Below are 14,767 nucleotides of genomic sequence, written 5' to 3'. Positions count from 1 at the left end.
CGGGCCTGTCTCGTGGCGAGGGCGCGAGTCGGGGCGCGTCAGCGGGAGTGGCGCGGATCCTCGCCGGCGGGGCGGCGTGACAGGCGCGTCAGGCGCGGAACATCGGCGGTGGCACCTGCGTCGGCGGGGACGATCACCTGCTGAGCGGCCGCGATCAGCGTCTCCCCCGTGCGCACGACCAGCTCGCCCACCGGCGCACGGCGCGACAGCATGGCCAGGGCGATCGGGCCGTCCTCGTGATGCATGGCGACCGATGTGATGTGGCCGACCTCGGCATCCCCTGCCAGCACCGTGTCACCCGGCGAGGGCATCACGACGTCGCTGCCGTCCAGCAGCAGCGCCGCCAGCCGGCGAGGCGGATGCCCCAGGTTGTGCACCTTCGCGACCGTCTCCTGCCCGCGGTAGCAGCCCTTGTTCAGGTGGACGGCACTGCGGATCCAGTCGGCCTCGTGCGGGATGCTGCGATCGTCCACCTCACGCGCCCAGCGCGGCCGCCAGGCGGCGACGCGCAGCGCCTCTGCGGCGAGCGCCCCCGCGAACGGACCGGTGAGGGAGCGAGCGTCATCGACGACGGCGATGCCCCAGGCGTAGTCCGCGGCGGGATGCCCGGCTTCGGCGGCGTACTGGTGCCCGCCGGGTTGCACGCGCGCCCACGGGTCGCGCCAGATCAGCGGGACGCCATGCGGAGCGGATGCTGTGACGCGAGCCTCGGCCGCGCCGCCGGCGAAGAACCCGACCAGCAGCGCGTCCGGTCGTGGCGTGACGGCGACACGCGAGCGGAAGACCATGCGGCTCAGCCACGCGGTCAGCTTCTCGGCATCCCCGTCGTCGGCGATCAGCCAGACGGACGAGCCGTCGTCGAGCACGCCCGCGGCGTACTCGACCCGGCCCTGCGGATCGAGCACGAGCAGCTCGGTGCTGTCGCCCGCGTGCAGCCGCGCCACCGACTGCGAGGTGATCGAGTCGAGCCAGGTCAACCGGTCGACGCCTGCGACCTCGATGAGCACCCGGTCGGTGAGAGGTGCGAGCGCCTCACCGGATGCCAGCCGCCGCTGCTCGACGAGCGGGTTGCCGAAGTGCGCGATCAGCTCACCCTCGCGCACCGCGCCGGGGAGGTCGTCGAACGCGCCCATGTCAGACCTTCGCCAGGCGAGCCGACGCGTGCGACTTCAGCTTCTCGCCGAGGGCGGTGATGTCCCAGGCCCAGAGCAGGTGACCGTCGACCAGCCCGTACATGCGGGTGGCGGCGGAGTACGGCTTCGATCCGGCCGGACGAACCACCGCATCCGTGGCGATGTCGATGCGCGGGCCGGCGATGCGGCCCAGGTAGAGCTCGAGCGTTCCGTCGGAGTGGGTCACCGAAACCTCGAGCGGGAAGCCGTCGTCGGTGCGCAGCGCCTCGACGTCGTCGACGGTTCGCGGCTGAGACTGTGCGGTGGGCGGAAGCAGAGCGGGCCCCGGATCGGCATCCGTGCGCGGCTGCGCGAGGCGCCAGAAGCCCGTCTCGGCGAGCAGGGCGACCGGCTCATCGGCACCCTCGGCTCCGAGGAAGGAAGCGGATGCGGCGTAGTTCAGGAACGGACCGCCGTCGTGGCTGAAGCTCACCCGGTGCGAGAACTCGCCCTGGTAGCGCTGCTCGCCCGCGGTGTACTCGATGACCCCGGTGCCCTCCCAGACACCGAGCAGCCACGACAGGGGCGCGAGATCAGCCGGCAGGTCGGTGGGCAGCTCGATCACGACGGCGTCGGATCAGCGCTGGCCGCGGAACAGGTTGACGAGCACGACGCCGGAGACGAAGGCGATCGCGAGGCTCGCCAGCCCCAGCAGGCCGAGGAAGAAGAATTCGAGCGCGACGAGGTCCATGCGCCCACTCTACCCCTCGCCCGCGGAGCGGGCCCCCTCCCCAGCGCGGGCCGAGTCGACGTCAGAGCGCCGTGGCGAGCGCGGCGATGCCGAAGACCGCCGACACCGCGCCCATGATCATCAACGCGCCGACCACGCTTCCCGCCACCCGCACGATGAATCCCTGTGCGCGACCGGAGGCGAGCTGAACCGCGAACGACACGAGCACGATCCCGCCGAAGGCGATCAGCAGCCAGCCGACCCTGTCCTCCTCGGGCAGCACGATGCCGAGGGTGACCGCGACCACCAGGGAGGCGATCCAGACCGCGACCATGCCACGGAAGTCGCTGCGCGGGGCGGAGGCCGGTTCAGACATGGTGACATCGTAACGGCCGCACCTGCGGGCAGCCGGCATGCCGCCTGCGGCTTCCCGTCATGCGGGTTGCGCCCGCCACTAGCATTGACGCGTGGTCCTCGTGCTGGCACTCACCTCCGCTCCCGAAGGGGATCCGGCACTGCCCGCGCTCGAGCTGCTGTCGCACGGCATCCGCCGCCACCCTCTCGACACCACCCGTCTTCTCGACCTGCCCGAGAGCGACGTCGTCGTCGTCGACGCGCGAGGCGATCTCGTCGCGGCCCGGGCGGCGTGCCGGCTGCTGCGCACCGCGGGAGGTGAGACGCCGGTGCTGCTCGTGGTCACCGAGGGTGGTCTCAGCGCTATCGCGTCCGACTGGGGATTCGACGACGTGCTGCTGTGCACGGCGGGACCTGCCGAGATCGACGCCAGGCTGCGGCTCGCGCTGGCGCGGGCGGATGCCGTGGCCCCCGCCCACGTTCAGGCCTCGGGCATCACGATCGACGAGCAGTCCTACTCCGCCAAGCTGCACGGCAGGCCGTTGGATCTGACGTACAAGGAGTTCCAGCTGCTGCACTTCCTCGCGACTCATCCGTCTCGGGTGTTCACGCGCGAGCAGCTGCTGAGCGACGTGTGGGGATACGACTACTTCGGCGGTACGCGCACCGTCGACGTGCACGTGCGGCGTCTGCGCGCCAAGCTCGGCGACGCCGAGCAGGTCATCGGGACCGTGCGCAACGTCGGCTACCGGTTCAATCTGCATGACGAGCCTGCGGCGGTGGCGGACTGAGTTCACGCATCCGTCACCGGTGGATGCAAGGATGTACCCCATGATGGAACCCGCCCTTGTCGACACCGGTCTCGGGGATGCCGAAGACGACGACTTCGATGCCCACGAGGCTCCGGACGCGGTGCTGCCCGACCACCGCTACCACGACCGCGAGCTGAGCTGGCTGGCCTTCAACCAGCGCGTGCTCGAACTGGCCGAGGATCCATCCCTGCCGGAGCTCGAGCGGGCGAACTTCCTCGCGATCTTCGCCAGCAATCTCGACGAGTTCTTCATGGTCAGGGTGGCCGGCCTCAAGCGCCGCATCCTCACCGGCCTCGCCGTGCCAACCAACGTCGGCCGTTCGCCGAGCGACGTGCTCGCCGACATCTCGCACGATGCGCACGCTCTTCAGCTGCGTCACGCGGCCGCATGGAACGATCTCGTGCGCCCGGCTCTCGCGGACGCCGGGATCGAGATCACCGAGTGGGACGACCTCACCGACGCCGAGCGCGGTGCGCTCGGGGAGTACTTCCAGGCTCAGGTCTTCCCGGTGCTCATGCCTCTCGCCGTCGACCCCGCGCACCCGTTCCCCTACATCTCGGGTCTGTCGCTGAACCTCGCGATCCGCATCCGCAACGCCCGCACGGGCCGGCAGGACTTCGCCCGCCTCAAGGTGCCGACCATGCTCCCGCGTTTCGTGGAGGTGCCGGGCACCAGCCCGATCACCCGCTTCATCCGTCTCGAAGAGCTCATCGCGAACCACCTCGGCGATCTCTTCCCCGGTATGGAGGTGCTCGACCACCACGCGTTCCGACTCACCCGCAACGAGGACGTCGAGATCGAGGAGGATGAGAGCGAGAACCTCATCCAGGCGCTCGAGGCCGAGCTGTTGCGGCGTCGGTTCGGCCCCCCGATCCGCCTCGAGATCACCGACGACATGGACGAGGTGACCCTCGAGCTGCTGATCAGAGAGCTCGACATCACCGACCAGGAGGTCTACCGGCTGCCCGGCCCGCTCGATCTTCGCGGGCTGTTCGATCTGGGCCGTCTGGATCGCCCTGATCTGCGCTATCCGCCGCACCTGCCCACCACCGCCGTGGCTTTCCAGCCGGGTGACAGCAACGAGCGCTCCGACATCTTCCGCGCCATCCGCAAGGCCGACGTGCTCGTGCACCACCCCTACGAATCCTTCGCGACGAGCGTGCAGGCGTTCCTCGAGCAGGCGGCCCGCGACCCGCATGTGCTCGCCATCAAGCAGACGCTGTACCGCACCTCCGGCGACAGCCCGATCGTGCAGGCGCTGATCGACGCGGCGGAATCAGGCAAGCAGGTGCTCGCCCTCGTCGAGGTGAAGGCGCGCTTCGACGAGGCGAACAACATCGTCTGGGCGCGCAAGCTCGAGAAGGCCGGCGTGCACGTCGTGTACGGCCTGGTCGGGCTGAAGACGCACTGCAAGCTCGCGCTGATCATTCGCGAGGAGGAGGGCGTGCTGCGCCACTACTCCCACATCGGCACGGGGAACTACAACCCGAAGACCAGCCGGATCTACGAGGACTTCGGCCTGTTCACCGCAGACCCGCAGGTCGGCAAGGACCTCACCCGGCTGTTCAACGAGCTCAGCGGCTATGCGATCGAGAAGAAGTTCAAGCACCTGCTCGTCGCACCCCGCCATCTGCGCAAGGGACTGCTGCGGCACATCGACGCGGAGCGGGCGAACGCCGAGGCGGGCAAGCCCGCCCGCATCCGGATCAAGGTCAACTCGATGGTCGACGAGGAGATCATCGACGGTCTCTACCGCGCCAGCATGGCCGGCGTGGAGGTCGAGGTCTGGGTGCGCGGCATCTGCAGCCTGAGAGTCGACCTGCCGGGCGTCAGCGACAACATCACCGTGCGCAGCATCCTCGGGCGCTACCTGGAGCACTCGCGGCTGTTCATGTTCGAGAACGACGGCGACCCGATCGTCTACATCGGCAGCGCCGACATGATGCACCGCAACCTCGACCGCCGTGTCGAGGCGCTGGTGCGACTGCGCGACCCCGCTCACCTGCAGGAGCTGCACGACCTGTTCGACCTGGCGATGGATCCGCAGACCAACTCCTGGCATCTGGGCGCGGGCGGTGAATGGAAGCGCGTCGCCGAGGCCGAGGGCAAGCCCCTGGTCGATCTGCAGGATCTGACGATGGCCAGCGTGCAGGGCCGTCGGCGACGCAGCAAGCGCGCGATCCGATGAGCGATTCGGCGGTCTACGCGGCCGGCGCGATCGTCTGGCGGATGGTCGACGACAAGCTGAAGGTGCTGCTGATCCATCGCACGAAGTACCGCGACGTGACGCTGCCGAAGGGCAAGGTCGATCCCGGCGAGATGCTCGCCGAGACCGCGGTGCGCGAGGTGCGCGAGGAGACCGGCATCCAGGTCTCGCTCGGAGTGCCCGTCGGGGTCAGCAGGTACTGGATGCGCCCGAAGCGGCAGAAGGTCGTGCACTACTGGGCGGCCGAGGCGACCGACGACGCGATCCGCGCGTCGTCATTCGTGCCGAACGGCGAGATCTCCGGCGTCGAATGGGTGAGCGTGAAGAAGGCGCGCAAGCACCTCAGCTACCCGGTCGATGTCGAGATCCTCGACAACTTCATCCGGCTCGTCGACGACGGCGTGCTGCACACCTTCCCCATCATCGCCCTGCGGCACGCCAAGGCGGTCGCGCGATCGGACTGGCACGAGGCGGACGCCGCTCGCCCGCTGACCGACAAGGGCCTGCGGCAGGCGAAGGCGATCGTCGGCCCGCTGCGCGCGTTCGGCGTTCGCCGCATCGTCGCCAGCGATGCGGTGCGCTGCACGCAGACGGTCGCTCCCCTCGAGCGCAAGCTGGGCCGGCTGGCCCGCCTGACCCCGAAGCTCAGCCAGGACGCGTGGGACGCGGGCGAGGCCGATGTCCGTTCCGTGATCGGGCGGCGGGTTCGCTCACGCAAGGCGACGGTGCTGTGCAGCCACGGACCGGTGCTTCCCGGCATCCTGTCCGAGCTCGCCCTCGCGACCGGAACCGTGCCGGGCTCGTACATCGACAGCGCCAGCGCGCTCAACGTCGCAGCGTTCTCGGTGGTGCATCTGTCGGCCACCAATCCCGGCTCGGGGATCATCTCGATCGAGACCCACGAGCCCAAGGTCTGACGCCGTCCGCTCGGAGCGGTCGGACTGGCCGCTCCTCGTTCACCTTCCGTTCACCTCTCGGGGAGAGTCTCGTTAACCGGCGCTCCTAACGTCACTGTGTGCCCTGCACCGGGCCATACACAATCCCCGATCGAACGGACCCACAGTGAAGATCACCCGCATCGCTCGTATCAGCGCCGTCGGCGCTGTCGCCGCCCTCGCACTCGCCGGCTGCGCCGCGAACGAAGCCCCCGCCGGCGACTCGGCCGCGGCCTCCGACCTCGAGGGCACGCTGAAGGCCACCGGCGCGTCGTCGCAGGGCTCGGCGCAGGAGGCCTGGGTCGCCGCCTTCCAGACCGCGAACAGCGGTGTCACCATCAACTACGAGCCGACCGGATCGGGCACAGGACGCGAGAACTTCATCGCCGGGGCGAGCGATTTCATCGGCTCCGACCGGGCATTCAAGCTCGACGAGTTCGCCGACGGCTTCAAGACCTGCTCGTCGGAGAACATCGTCGAGGTGCCGCTGTACATCTCGCCCGTCGCCGTCGCGTTCAACCTTGAGGGCGTCGACGAGCTCAACCTCGATGCGAAGACCATCGCGGGAATCTTCGCCGGCACCATCACCAACTGGAACGACGAGGCCATCGCCTCGCAGAACGAGGGCGTCGAGCTGCCCGACCTGGCCATCTCGCCGGTGCACCGCTCCGACGACTCGGGCACCACCGAGACGTTCACCGCATACCTGAACGCGACCGCTCCTGACGTCTGGACCAACGAGGCCGATGGAGTCTGGCCGATCCAGGGCGGCGAAGCGGCTCAGGGCACCTCGGGTGTCGTCCAGGCGATCAAGGCCGGCAACGGCGCGATCGGCTACGCCGATGCCTCGCAGACCAAGGGCCTCGGCCAGGTCAAGGTCGGGGTGGAGGGCGAGTACGTCGCGTACTCGGCCGAGGCCGCCGCCGCGCTGGTCGAGGCCTCGCCGCTCGAGGAGGGTCGCGGAGACGCCGACCTCGTCTTCGACGTCGACCCGGCTGCCGCCCCCGCAGGCTCCTACCCGATCGCCCTGGTCAGCTACCTGATCGCATGCGAGCAGTACGAGGACGAGAACACCGCCGCGCTCGTGAAGGCGTACTTCGAGTACGTGGCGAGCGAGGACGGCCAGAAGGCTGCGGCGGACAACGCCGGCAGCGCACCGATCTCGGACGGCCTGCGTGAGAAGGTCATGGCCGCCATCGACACGATCAAGGTCGGCTGACCCATCACCCTCAGCTGACACCGATGCCCCCGCGTCCGATCCGGCGCGGGGGCATCGGAGAGTCAGCCCGCAGATGAACTTCGACCCGAAACGGAGACCATGAGCACGACGACCAGGCAGGCGCGGCCTGCCCCGATCAGAGCCAAGCAGCGCCTCGGCGACCGGGTGTTCTCGGGCAGCGCCCTCGGCGCCGGCATCATCATCCTCGTCGTACTCGCCGCGGTGGCCGCGTTCCTCGTCATCCAGAGCCTGCCGGCGTTCGCACCGGACACCAGCGACAATCACATCCTCGAAGGCCGCTCGTTCTGGGAGTACGTCGGGCCGCTCGCCTTCGGCACGGTGTGGGCGTCGTTCCTCGCTCTGCTCATGGCGACGCCGATCGCCATCGGCATCGCCCTGTTCATCTCGCACTACGCCCCCCGCCGTCTCGCCGGTGTGCTGGGGTACGTCATCGATCTGCTCGCCGCCGTGCCCTCGGTCGTCTTCGGCCTCTGGGGCGGGCTGGTGCTCGCCCCGCTGCTGCAGCCCGTGTACGCCTGGCTCAACGAGAACGCCGGCTGGATCCCGATCTTCGGCGGCCAGGTCTCATCGACCGGCAAGACGATCATGACCGCGGCCGTCGTGCTCGCCGTCATGGTCATCCCGATCATGACCGCCATCTGCCGCGAGGTGTTCCTGCAGACTCCGAAGCTGCACGAGGAGGCCGCCCTCGCCCTCGGCGCGACGCGGTGGGAGATGGTGCGCATGGCCGTGCTGCCCTTCGCCCGCGGCGGCATGGTCTCGGCGATCATGCTCGCACTGGGGCGCGCGCTCGGCGAGACGATGGCCGTGACCATGGTGCTCTCCCCCGCGGCGGTGTACAGCTTCCTCGTGCTCACCGCCACGAACCCGACGCCGATCCCCGCGAACATCGCCCTCGCCTTCCCCGAGGCGCACGACACGGGTGTGAACACGCTCATCGCCACGGGTCTGGTGCTGTTCGTCGTGACCTTCGCGGTCAACGCGCTGGCACGCTGGATCGTGGCTCGCCGGGCCGAGTTCTCCGGAGCGAACTGACATGACGACGTCTCTGGAGCGAACCGACATGACCACGCTCGGCGCCGCTCGCGCCTCCTCCTCCCTCACGGCCGGCCGGCTGGCCCCATGGGCCCCGTGGGCGCTGCTCGGGGCATCCCTGGCCACGTCGTTCACCGTCTTCGCGCTCGGCGCCATCGGTGCCGATCCGGCCGACTTCAACATCGCCGGCGCCACCATCGTCGGCGTGCTGATCTACATGGTGCTCATCACGGTCGTCTCGTCGATCGCCGAGAGCCGCCGCAAGGCCGTCGACCGACTGATGACGGCACTGGTGAGTGCCGCGTTCGTCGTCGCCCTGCTGCCGCTGATCTCGCTGCTGTGGACAGTCGTCGCCAACGGCGTCAGCAGATTCGACGCCGAGTTCTTCAGCTACTCGATGCGCAACATCGTCGGCGAGGGCGGCGGCATCGTGCACGCGATCTGGGGCACCGTGCTCGTCACGCTCACGGCCACACTGATCGCCGTGCCGGTGGGCCTGATGACCTCGATCTACCTCGTGGAGTACGGGCGCGGCCGCATCGCCAAGGGCATCACCTTTCTCGTCGACGTCATGACGGGCATCCCGTCGATCGTCGCCGGACTGTTCATCTACTCCGTCTTCGCGCTGCTGGTGCGGCCGGGCATCTCGATGGGCCTGATGGGCGCGCTGGCTCTGGCCGTGCTCATGGTGCCGGTCGTCGTGCGCGGCAGCGAGGAGCTGCTGCGCATCGTGCCGAACGAGCTGCGTGAGGCGGCGTACGCGCTCGGCGTTCCCAAGTGGCTGACGATCCTGAAGATCGTGCTGCCCACCTCGATCGCCGGCATCACAACCTCGGTGATGCTCGCCATCTCCCGCGTCATCGGAGAGACGGCTCCCCTGCTGCTCACGGCGGGGTTCACCGCCAGCCTCAACACCAACATGGTGAGCGGCCAGATGATGACCCTGCCGGTGTTCGTCTACAACTCGTACATGAACCAGGGCACCGCGGCCGACGCCTCGGTCGCCCGCGCCTGGGCCGGCGCGCTCACCCTGATCCTCATCGTCATGCTGCTGAACCTGCTCGCGCGTCTGATCGCCAAATGGTTCGCCCCGAAGACCACCGGCCGCTGAGTCGCACCCGAACGATTCGCACCCGAACCCCAAGGAACCCGAAATGTCCAAGAGCATCGAAGTCAACGACCTCAACGTCTACTACGGCGACTTCCTCGCCGTCGAGGGCGTCTCCCTCGAGATCCAGCCGCGCAGCGTGACCGCGTTCATCGGCCCGTCGGGATGCGGCAAGTCCACGTTCCTGCGCACGCTGAACCGCATGCACGAGGTGATCCCCGGCGCTCGCGTGGAGGGCGAGGTGCTGCTCGACGGCAAAGACCTGTACGGCGCGGGAGTCGACCCGGTGCTCGTGCGCCGGCAGGTGGGCATGGTGTTCCAGCGTCCGAACCCGTTCCCGACGATGTCGATCAAGGAGAACGTGCTCGCGGGTGTGAGGCTCAACAACGGCAAGATGTCGAAGAGCGATCAGGATGCCCTGGTCGAGAAGTCGCTGATGGGCGCGAACCTCTGGAACGAGGTCAAGGATCGCCTCGACAAGCCCGGCTCGGGGCTCTCGGGCGGTCAGCAGCAGCGACTGTGCATCGCCCGTGCGATCGCCGTGTCGCCCGAGGTGCTGCTGATGGACGAGCCGTGCTCGGCCCTCGACCCCATCTCGACCTTCGCGATCGAAGAGCTCATCCAGGACCTCAAGAACGAGTACACGATCGTCATCGTCACGCACAACATGCAGCAGGCGAGCCGCGTGTCGGACAAGACCGCGTTCTTCAACATCGCCGGCACGGGCAAGCCCGGCAAGCTGATCGAGTTCGACGACACGGCCACGATCTTCACCACCCCGGCGATGCAGGCCACCGAGGACTACGTCTCGGGTCGCTTCGGGTAGAGCCCGGATCGGAAGCGCCGGACGGTCTGAGACTTCCGACGCCGGGTCAGCGCGGCGAGAGCAGGAACGCGTTCAGCTCGGCGGTCAGCTCGGGGTCGGGCGGCAGGGGCGCGCCGTCGACAGCTGTGATCGGCGCAGCCAGGCGGATGCTGGAGACCAGCCAGGCCGCATCGGCCTTGGTCAGATCGGATGCGCAGAGGGTCTCGTAGCGGGTCGTGAATCCGCGGGACTCCAGGTGCTCGAACGCGCTGAGCTGAGTGGTGCCGTGCAGGATGCCCCCGGCGGGCGCCGGTGTGAGGAACTCGCCGCCCGCGCGGATGATCAGCGACGCGGTGGGCGCTTCGAGCACGTACCCGTCGCGGGTGACGAAGATCGCGTCGTCGGCGCCGCGCCGCTTGGCCTCGCGCAGCGCCGCCATGTTCACCGCGTACGACAGGGTCTTCGCGCCGAGCAGCAGCCATGGTGCCCGCTCCCCCGCGCCGAGGTCGTAACCGCGGTCGAGCGTGACGACCTTGACCCCGTCGCGCCGCACGGCACTGAAGTCAGGGGCCGCCGCCACAGTCGCCCACGCCGTCGGAGCCGGCCCGTGCTCGACGCCGCGGCTGAGGAGTAGCTTGATCACAGCCTCACCCGCGGGAGCCTGGGAGGCCACGACCTGGATCGCCTGACGCCACTGGGCGAGGTTCGGAGCGGGCAGATCGCACAGGTGCGCGGAGTGCGCGAGTCGCTGCACGTGCGCCTCGACCTCGTTCGCGTGCCCGTCGACGACTCCGATCGACTCGAACACGCCGTCGCCTCGCTGCGTGCTGAGCTCTCCCACGCTGAGCGCCGGTGCCGCGACATCCATCGGTGTGAACGTGTCGCGGAACTCCGCACGCTCGTCAGCAGCATCGGCGGGGGCGATCATCAGGGCGAAGCGCTGAGACATATGCACAGCCTAGACGCGACGGGAATACCCCTGTCGATGACGCGTTACACTTGACTGGCCGGGCCGCATAACCCCGGGCTCCAATATTCGCCGCTGCGAGCGGCCTTCCGCCGAGAGGCGTTCTTGCGGTCCGGCCTTTCTTCTGCCCTCCAGTCACGGGCATCCGCCGTTGGAGACATCAGACGATCCGCGTCAGCGACGACGTGTCGACCCTCGCCGCGCCGCCCCGCGGCCGAACCGCCCGAGATTCCCGACGGTGCGCGGGCCGGTCAGGTAAGAGTGCCGCGGCGCCACGCCGCCGCTGCGGCCGCGAGATCCTCGGCGTAGGTCGTCAACCGCAGCGCCCGTCGGGTCAGGTCGCTTCCGCGCTGCGGCTCGGTCGGCTCGTAGTCGTCCGCCGTGTGGGTGGCACCGGATGCCTGCACCCGGCAGTACGCGGCTGCCCGCTCGAGCGCCACCGAGAAGTCGCCTCGGAACACTCCCCGCAGGATCGCGTCGACAAGATCGACCAGCTCGCCCGGGTCGGCGGGGGCCGGGGCACCCGCGATCGCCGCGTCTGCGGTCTGCAGCTCCAGGCGTCCGCGCTCGTAGAGCAGGGCCGTCAGCGGCGCATCGGAGCGGATCGCGATCTGCAGCAGGTAGAGCCGCCACAGGGCACCGGGCAGTGAGCGCGCGGGCGCGTGCGACCAGAGCTCGGCGATCTCGTCTATGCCGTTCTCTGCGGCGAAGGCGAGAAGGCGCTCGGTGATGACGCCGGACTCGTCGCTGCGGGCTCGCTCGAGCAGTGCGGATGCAGTCGCGTGGGCGACGCGCGACTGCTCGGCCGGATCGGCCTCGCCGACGATGTTGTCGAATGCCGTGGGCGGCCTGCGGACAGGGCGATGGAACTGCTCGGGCATCCGTCAAGGGTACGCCGAGTCGAGACCGTTCAGGCGGTCGGGATGACGATGATCGGGTCGGTCGTCGGCAGGCCCGACGGCGATCCGCCGGCCTGCTCGATCGTCACTGCGATCACGTCGCCCGCACGCATGGGCTGGTCGAGCAGCGCCGTCGTCGTGCCGTCGGCGGCGTCGAAGACACCTGCGGCGATCGGCTCGTCACCACGGACGAACCACAGCTCGTAGCTCTTGTCAGCTCCGAGGTCGTCGAGTCCGGATGCCACAAGCACGGCCTTGCCGACCTCCCCCGACCAGTGCGCCGTCGCCGTGGCGCCGGAGTCGAGCCGCACCTCCGCCTGCTCGGCATCCGGGGCGGAGCGGATCTCGTCGAGCGCGACGACGGATGCCGGCCGCTGCAGCTGCGAGACCACCGTCGTCGTCGCCACGCCGGCGCCGACGATCAGCGCGAGGCCGGCGGCGAGCGCGAAGAACCTGCGGCGCCACGGTGCTCCCGCGCGCGCCGGCGCATCGGTCCGCACGTCGTCTGCGACTGTCGAGGGGATCAATTCCTCGGGTGCTGCTGCGCCGTCCTGCGGCAGGCTCGCGATCTGCTGCAGCAGGCTCGATCGCAGCGCCGGCGGAGGCGCGACCGGGGAGAGTCCGTCAGCGAGGAAGGCCACCGTGTCGTGGTCGTCTTCGGCGATGGCCTGCCATTCGGGATGCTCGGCGAGCGCCGCGGCGAACCGCCGCGCGTCGGCTTCCGCGAGGGCGCCGAGGGCGTGAGCGGCCGCAAGCTCTGCGAACTCCTGCTCGTTCATGCTGCTGACACCCCCATCTCCCCGCGCAACCGCGTCAATCCGTCCCGCATTCTCGTCTTGATCGTTCCGAGCGCCACTCCTGTGAGCGCCGCGATCTCGCTCTGGCTGTACCCGCCGTAGTAGGCCAGGATGAGCGCTTCCTGCTGGGCCTCGGGCAAGGCCGCGAGAGCGGTGACCACGCGCTCGCCTTCCAGCTTCGATTCGACCGCCTCCTGCACCACGTCTCGTTCACCGCCGAGGTCGCGAACGCCGACGCGCATGTCGCGGTCGGTGCTGGACTGCGACGATCGCACCCGGTCGACGGCCCGGCGATGTGCGATCGTGAAGATCCAGGAGCGTCCCTGACCTCTGTTCGGAGCGAACTTCGAAGCGGATTGCCAGATCTCGAGGAAGACCTCCTGCAGCACTTCCTCGCTCTGCGAGCGATTCACGACGACTTTGAGGATGAGGGCGAACACGCGAGACGAGAGCAGGTCGTAGAGCTCGGCGAAGGCGCGCTGGTCGCCGTCGGCGACGCGAATGAGAAGGTCGGCGGCGAGATCGCCGGACGACCCGTCCTCGAGCACCTCGACGCCATCGATAACCATCTCGACAAGCATGCCGCATCCTTCCTCTCGCGCGCGGATTCGACCCACCGTTCTTCGCGCTCTTCGGGCCGAGAAACCGATTCGGATTGTTTCCCATCCGATCTCGGAGGGGTTCCGAACAACCGTCGACGCCGCGGGAGGTCCGCGGCACGGAACCCCGGAGGTTGAAATGCTCAGCACCAAGAAGAAGATCACCGCCGCTCTCTCGCTCGGTTTCGTCGGCGCCCTCGTCCTGTCGGGCTGCACGATGGGAGGCGAGTCGGACATGGAGTCGTCGGAGCCGAAGCCGGCCGAGACGTCGGAGATGTCCGATGCTCCCGAGACCATGGACCCGGCTGCGAACCTCGTCGGCCCCGGCTGCGAGGCCTACGCGGAGCAGGTGCCGGACGGCGCGGGCTCGGTCGAGGGCATGTCGCAGGACCCGGTGGCCACGGCCGCATCGAACAACCCGCTGCTCACCACGCTCGTCTCGGCGGTCAGCGGGCAGCTGAACCCCGACGTGAACCTCGTCGACACGCTGAACGGCGACGAGTTCACCGTCTTCGCGCCGGTCGATGACGCCTTCGCGAAGATCGACCCGGCGACGATCGAGAGCCTGAAGACCGACGCCGACACGCTCACGTCGATCCTGACGTACCACGTCGTCCCCGGTCAGATCGCGCCGGCCGACATCGAGGGCATGCACACCACCGTCCAGGGCGCCGACCTCGAGGTCACCGGCTCGGGTGACGAGTGGATGGTGAACGACGCGAACGTCATCTGCGGTGGCGTCCAGACCGCCAACGCCACCGTGTACCTCATCGACTCGGTCCTGATGCCCCCGGCTCAGTGACCAAGCGAGCACCGCGCGGGAGTGACGCGGTGAGATCAGCCCGGTGGGGATCCGCAGGCTGATCAGGGGCGTCCGTCGACGAGGAATCGACGGGCGCCTCTTCGTGTGCGCGAACCGGGCGGTCAGGACATGGTTCGACGGCCTCTAGACTTGAAGCACGGGCCTCTAGCTCAGTTGGCAGAGCATCGGACTTTTAATCCGCGGGTCGTGGGTTCGAGCCCCACGGGGCCCACCTGATGACGCGGTCAGGCAACCTCAGGCACATGACATATCAGAACCGCCTGCATGACCCGTTCGAGAACCTCGGCTCGGGTCGACGTGGGCCGGTTCACGTTGCGATGCTCGCACCCGCTCGGCGGCGACGCC

Annotated in this window: 15 protein-coding genes and 1 tRNA gene; 9 read left to right on the top strand and 7 right to left on the bottom strand. The window is 68.9% G+C overall.

All coding sequences use genetic code 11. The features are described 5' to 3' along the window. Window positions 1-38: 38 nt before the first annotated feature. From ygfZ to PGB26_RS07525, 3 genes are all read right to left on the bottom strand, one after another. Window positions 39-1,133 carry a CAF17-like 4Fe-4S cluster assembly/insertion protein YgfZ gene (gene ygfZ / locus PGB26_RS07535; RefSeq protein WP_271637036.1) on the bottom strand — a complete coding sequence of 365 codons (1,095 nt, stop codon included), beginning with the start codon at window positions 1,131-1,133 and terminating at the stop codon, window positions 39-41. Window position 1,134: 1 nt separating this feature from the next. After that, complete coding sequence (locus PGB26_RS07530) at window positions 1,135-1,737, bottom strand: FABP family protein (protein ID WP_271637035.1); 603 nt, start codon at window positions 1,735-1,737, stop codon at window positions 1,135-1,137. 187 nt (window positions 1,738-1,924) lie between these two features. After that, entirely contained in the window at window positions 1,925-2,218 is a 294-nt protein-coding gene (locus PGB26_RS07525) for a hypothetical protein (protein WP_271637034.1), read from the bottom strand. Window positions 2,219-2,309: 91 nt separating this feature from the next. Here PGB26_RS07525 and PGB26_RS07520 point away from each other — a divergent pair, with 91 nt between their 5' ends. From PGB26_RS07520 to pstB, 7 genes are all read left to right on the top strand, one after another. Then, a complete protein-coding gene (locus PGB26_RS07520) occupies window positions 2,310-2,987 on the top strand; it encodes a winged helix-turn-helix transcriptional regulator (RefSeq protein ID WP_271637033.1) in 678 nt (225 codons plus the stop codon). Window positions 2,988-3,027: 40 nt separating this feature from the next. Beyond that, window positions 3,028-5,196: an RNA degradosome polyphosphate kinase gene (locus tag PGB26_RS07515; protein ID WP_271637032.1), complete on the top strand. Its 2,169-nt coding sequence runs from the start codon at window positions 3,028-3,030 to the stop codon at window positions 5,194-5,196. Beyond that, on the top strand, window positions 5,193-6,131 hold the full coding sequence (locus PGB26_RS07510; protein ID WP_271637031.1) for an NUDIX hydrolase: 939 nt from the start codon (window positions 5,193-5,195) through the stop codon (window positions 6,129-6,131). Before PGB26_RS07515 ends, PGB26_RS07510 begins: the two co-directional genes overlap by 4 nt. A 145-nt stretch (window positions 6,132-6,276) precedes the next feature. Next, window positions 6,277-7,368 (top strand): phosphate ABC transporter substrate-binding protein PstS, encoded by a 1,092-nt coding sequence (gene pstS, locus PGB26_RS07505; protein WP_271637030.1) that lies wholly within the window; start codon window positions 6,277-6,279, stop codon window positions 7,366-7,368. A 99-nt stretch (window positions 7,369-7,467) separates the two neighbouring features. Then, window positions 7,468-8,424 carry a phosphate ABC transporter permease subunit PstC gene (gene pstC, locus PGB26_RS07500; protein WP_271637029.1) on the top strand — a complete coding sequence of 319 codons (957 nt, stop codon included), beginning with the start codon at window positions 7,468-7,470 and terminating at the stop codon, window positions 8,422-8,424. 28 nt (window positions 8,425-8,452) lie between these two features. Next, complete coding sequence (pstA, locus tag PGB26_RS07495) at window positions 8,453-9,535, top strand: phosphate ABC transporter permease PstA (protein ID WP_442923017.1); 1,083 nt, start codon at window positions 8,453-8,455, stop codon at window positions 9,533-9,535. A 43-nt stretch (window positions 9,536-9,578) separates the two neighbouring features. After that, window positions 9,579-10,358: a phosphate ABC transporter ATP-binding protein PstB gene (pstB, locus tag PGB26_RS07490; RefSeq protein WP_271637027.1), complete on the top strand. Its 780-nt coding sequence runs from the start codon at window positions 9,579-9,581 to the stop codon at window positions 10,356-10,358. A gap of 46 nt (window positions 10,359-10,404) precedes the next feature. Here the strand turns inward: pstB and PGB26_RS07485 are convergent, their stop codons facing one another. From PGB26_RS07485 to sigK, 4 genes are all read right to left on the bottom strand, one after another. Next, the gene (locus PGB26_RS07485; protein ID WP_271637025.1) at window positions 10,405-11,286 is read right to left on the bottom strand and encodes an aminodeoxychorismate lyase; all 882 of its coding nucleotides are present in this window, start codon (window positions 11,284-11,286) and stop codon (window positions 10,405-10,407) included. Between the two features lie 269 nt (window positions 11,287-11,555). Next, on the bottom strand, window positions 11,556-12,185 hold the full coding sequence (locus PGB26_RS07480) for a DNA-directed RNA polymerase subunit beta (protein ID WP_271637024.1): 630 nt from the start codon (window positions 12,183-12,185) through the stop codon (window positions 11,556-11,558). Between the two features lie 29 nt (window positions 12,186-12,214). Further along, window positions 12,215-12,982, bottom strand: coding sequence for an anti-sigma factor (locus PGB26_RS07475; RefSeq protein WP_271637023.1), 768 nt, complete (start codon window positions 12,980-12,982; stop codon window positions 12,215-12,217). Next, window positions 12,979-13,581 (bottom strand): ECF RNA polymerase sigma factor SigK, encoded by a 603-nt coding sequence (sigK, locus tag PGB26_RS07470; protein WP_271637022.1) that lies wholly within the window; start codon window positions 13,579-13,581, stop codon window positions 12,979-12,981. The genes PGB26_RS07475 and sigK overlap by 4 nt, the downstream gene beginning before the upstream one ends. Window positions 13,582-13,738: 157 nt before the next feature. On the opposite strand from sigK, the gene PGB26_RS07465 reads away from it, so the two are divergent. Together PGB26_RS07465 and PGB26_RS07460 are read left to right on the top strand one after the other, a co-directional pair. After that, a complete protein-coding gene (locus PGB26_RS07465) occupies window positions 13,739-14,401 on the top strand; it encodes a fasciclin domain-containing protein (RefSeq protein ID WP_271637021.1) in 663 nt (220 codons plus the stop codon). A gap of 159 nt (window positions 14,402-14,560) precedes the next feature. Then, window positions 14,561-14,633: transfer RNA gene (locus tag PGB26_RS07460), tRNA-Lys, on the top strand. The last annotated feature ends 134 nt before the right edge of the window (window positions 14,634-14,767 follow it).

This window comes from Microbacterium sp. nov. GSS16, assembly GCF_028198145.1.
Lineage (GTDB): Bacteria > Actinomycetota > Actinomycetes > Actinomycetales > Microbacteriaceae > Microbacterium.
The sequence above is the reverse complement of the archived record's forward strand: the minus strand, read 5'-3'. Positions and strand labels throughout refer to the sequence as shown.

Coding starts and splice junctions, on each gene's coding strand:
- ygfZ (WP_271637036.1), bottom strand. CDS start 1,133: ATGGGCGCGTTCGACGACCTCCCCGGCGCGGTGCGCGAGGGTGAGCTG.
- PGB26_RS07525 (WP_271637034.1), bottom strand. CDS start 2,218: ATGTCTGAACCGGCCTCCGCCCCGCGCAGCGACTTCCGTGGCATGGTC.
- PGB26_RS07515 (WP_271637032.1), top strand. CDS start 3,028: ATGATGGAACCCGCCCTTGTCGACACCGGTCTCGGGGATGCCGAAGAC.
- PGB26_RS07510 (WP_271637031.1), top strand. CDS start 5,193: ATGAGCGATTCGGCGGTCTACGCGGCCGGCGCGATCGTCTGGCGGATG.
- pstC (WP_271637029.1), top strand. CDS start 7,468: ATGAGCACGACGACCAGGCAGGCGCGGCCTGCCCCGATCAGAGCCAAG.
- pstA (WP_442923017.1), top strand. CDS start 8,453: ATGACCACGCTCGGCGCCGCTCGCGCCTCCTCCTCCCTCACGGCCGGC.
- pstB (WP_271637027.1), top strand. CDS start 9,579: ATGTCCAAGAGCATCGAAGTCAACGACCTCAACGTCTACTACGGCGAC.
- PGB26_RS07485 (WP_271637025.1), bottom strand. CDS start 11,286: ATGTCTCAGCGCTTCGCCCTGATGATCGCCCCCGCCGATGCTGCTGAC.
- PGB26_RS07480 (WP_271637024.1), bottom strand. CDS start 12,185: ATGCCCGAGCAGTTCCATCGCCCTGTCCGCAGGCCGCCCACGGCATTC.
- PGB26_RS07475 (WP_271637023.1), bottom strand. CDS start 12,982: ATGAACGAGCAGGAGTTCGCAGAGCTTGCGGCCGCTCACGCCCTCGGC.
- sigK (WP_271637022.1), bottom strand. CDS start 13,581: ATGCTTGTCGAGATGGTTATCGATGGCGTCGAGGTGCTCGAGGACGGG.
- PGB26_RS07465 (WP_271637021.1), top strand. CDS start 13,739: ATGCTCAGCACCAAGAAGAAGATCACCGCCGCTCTCTCGCTCGGTTTC.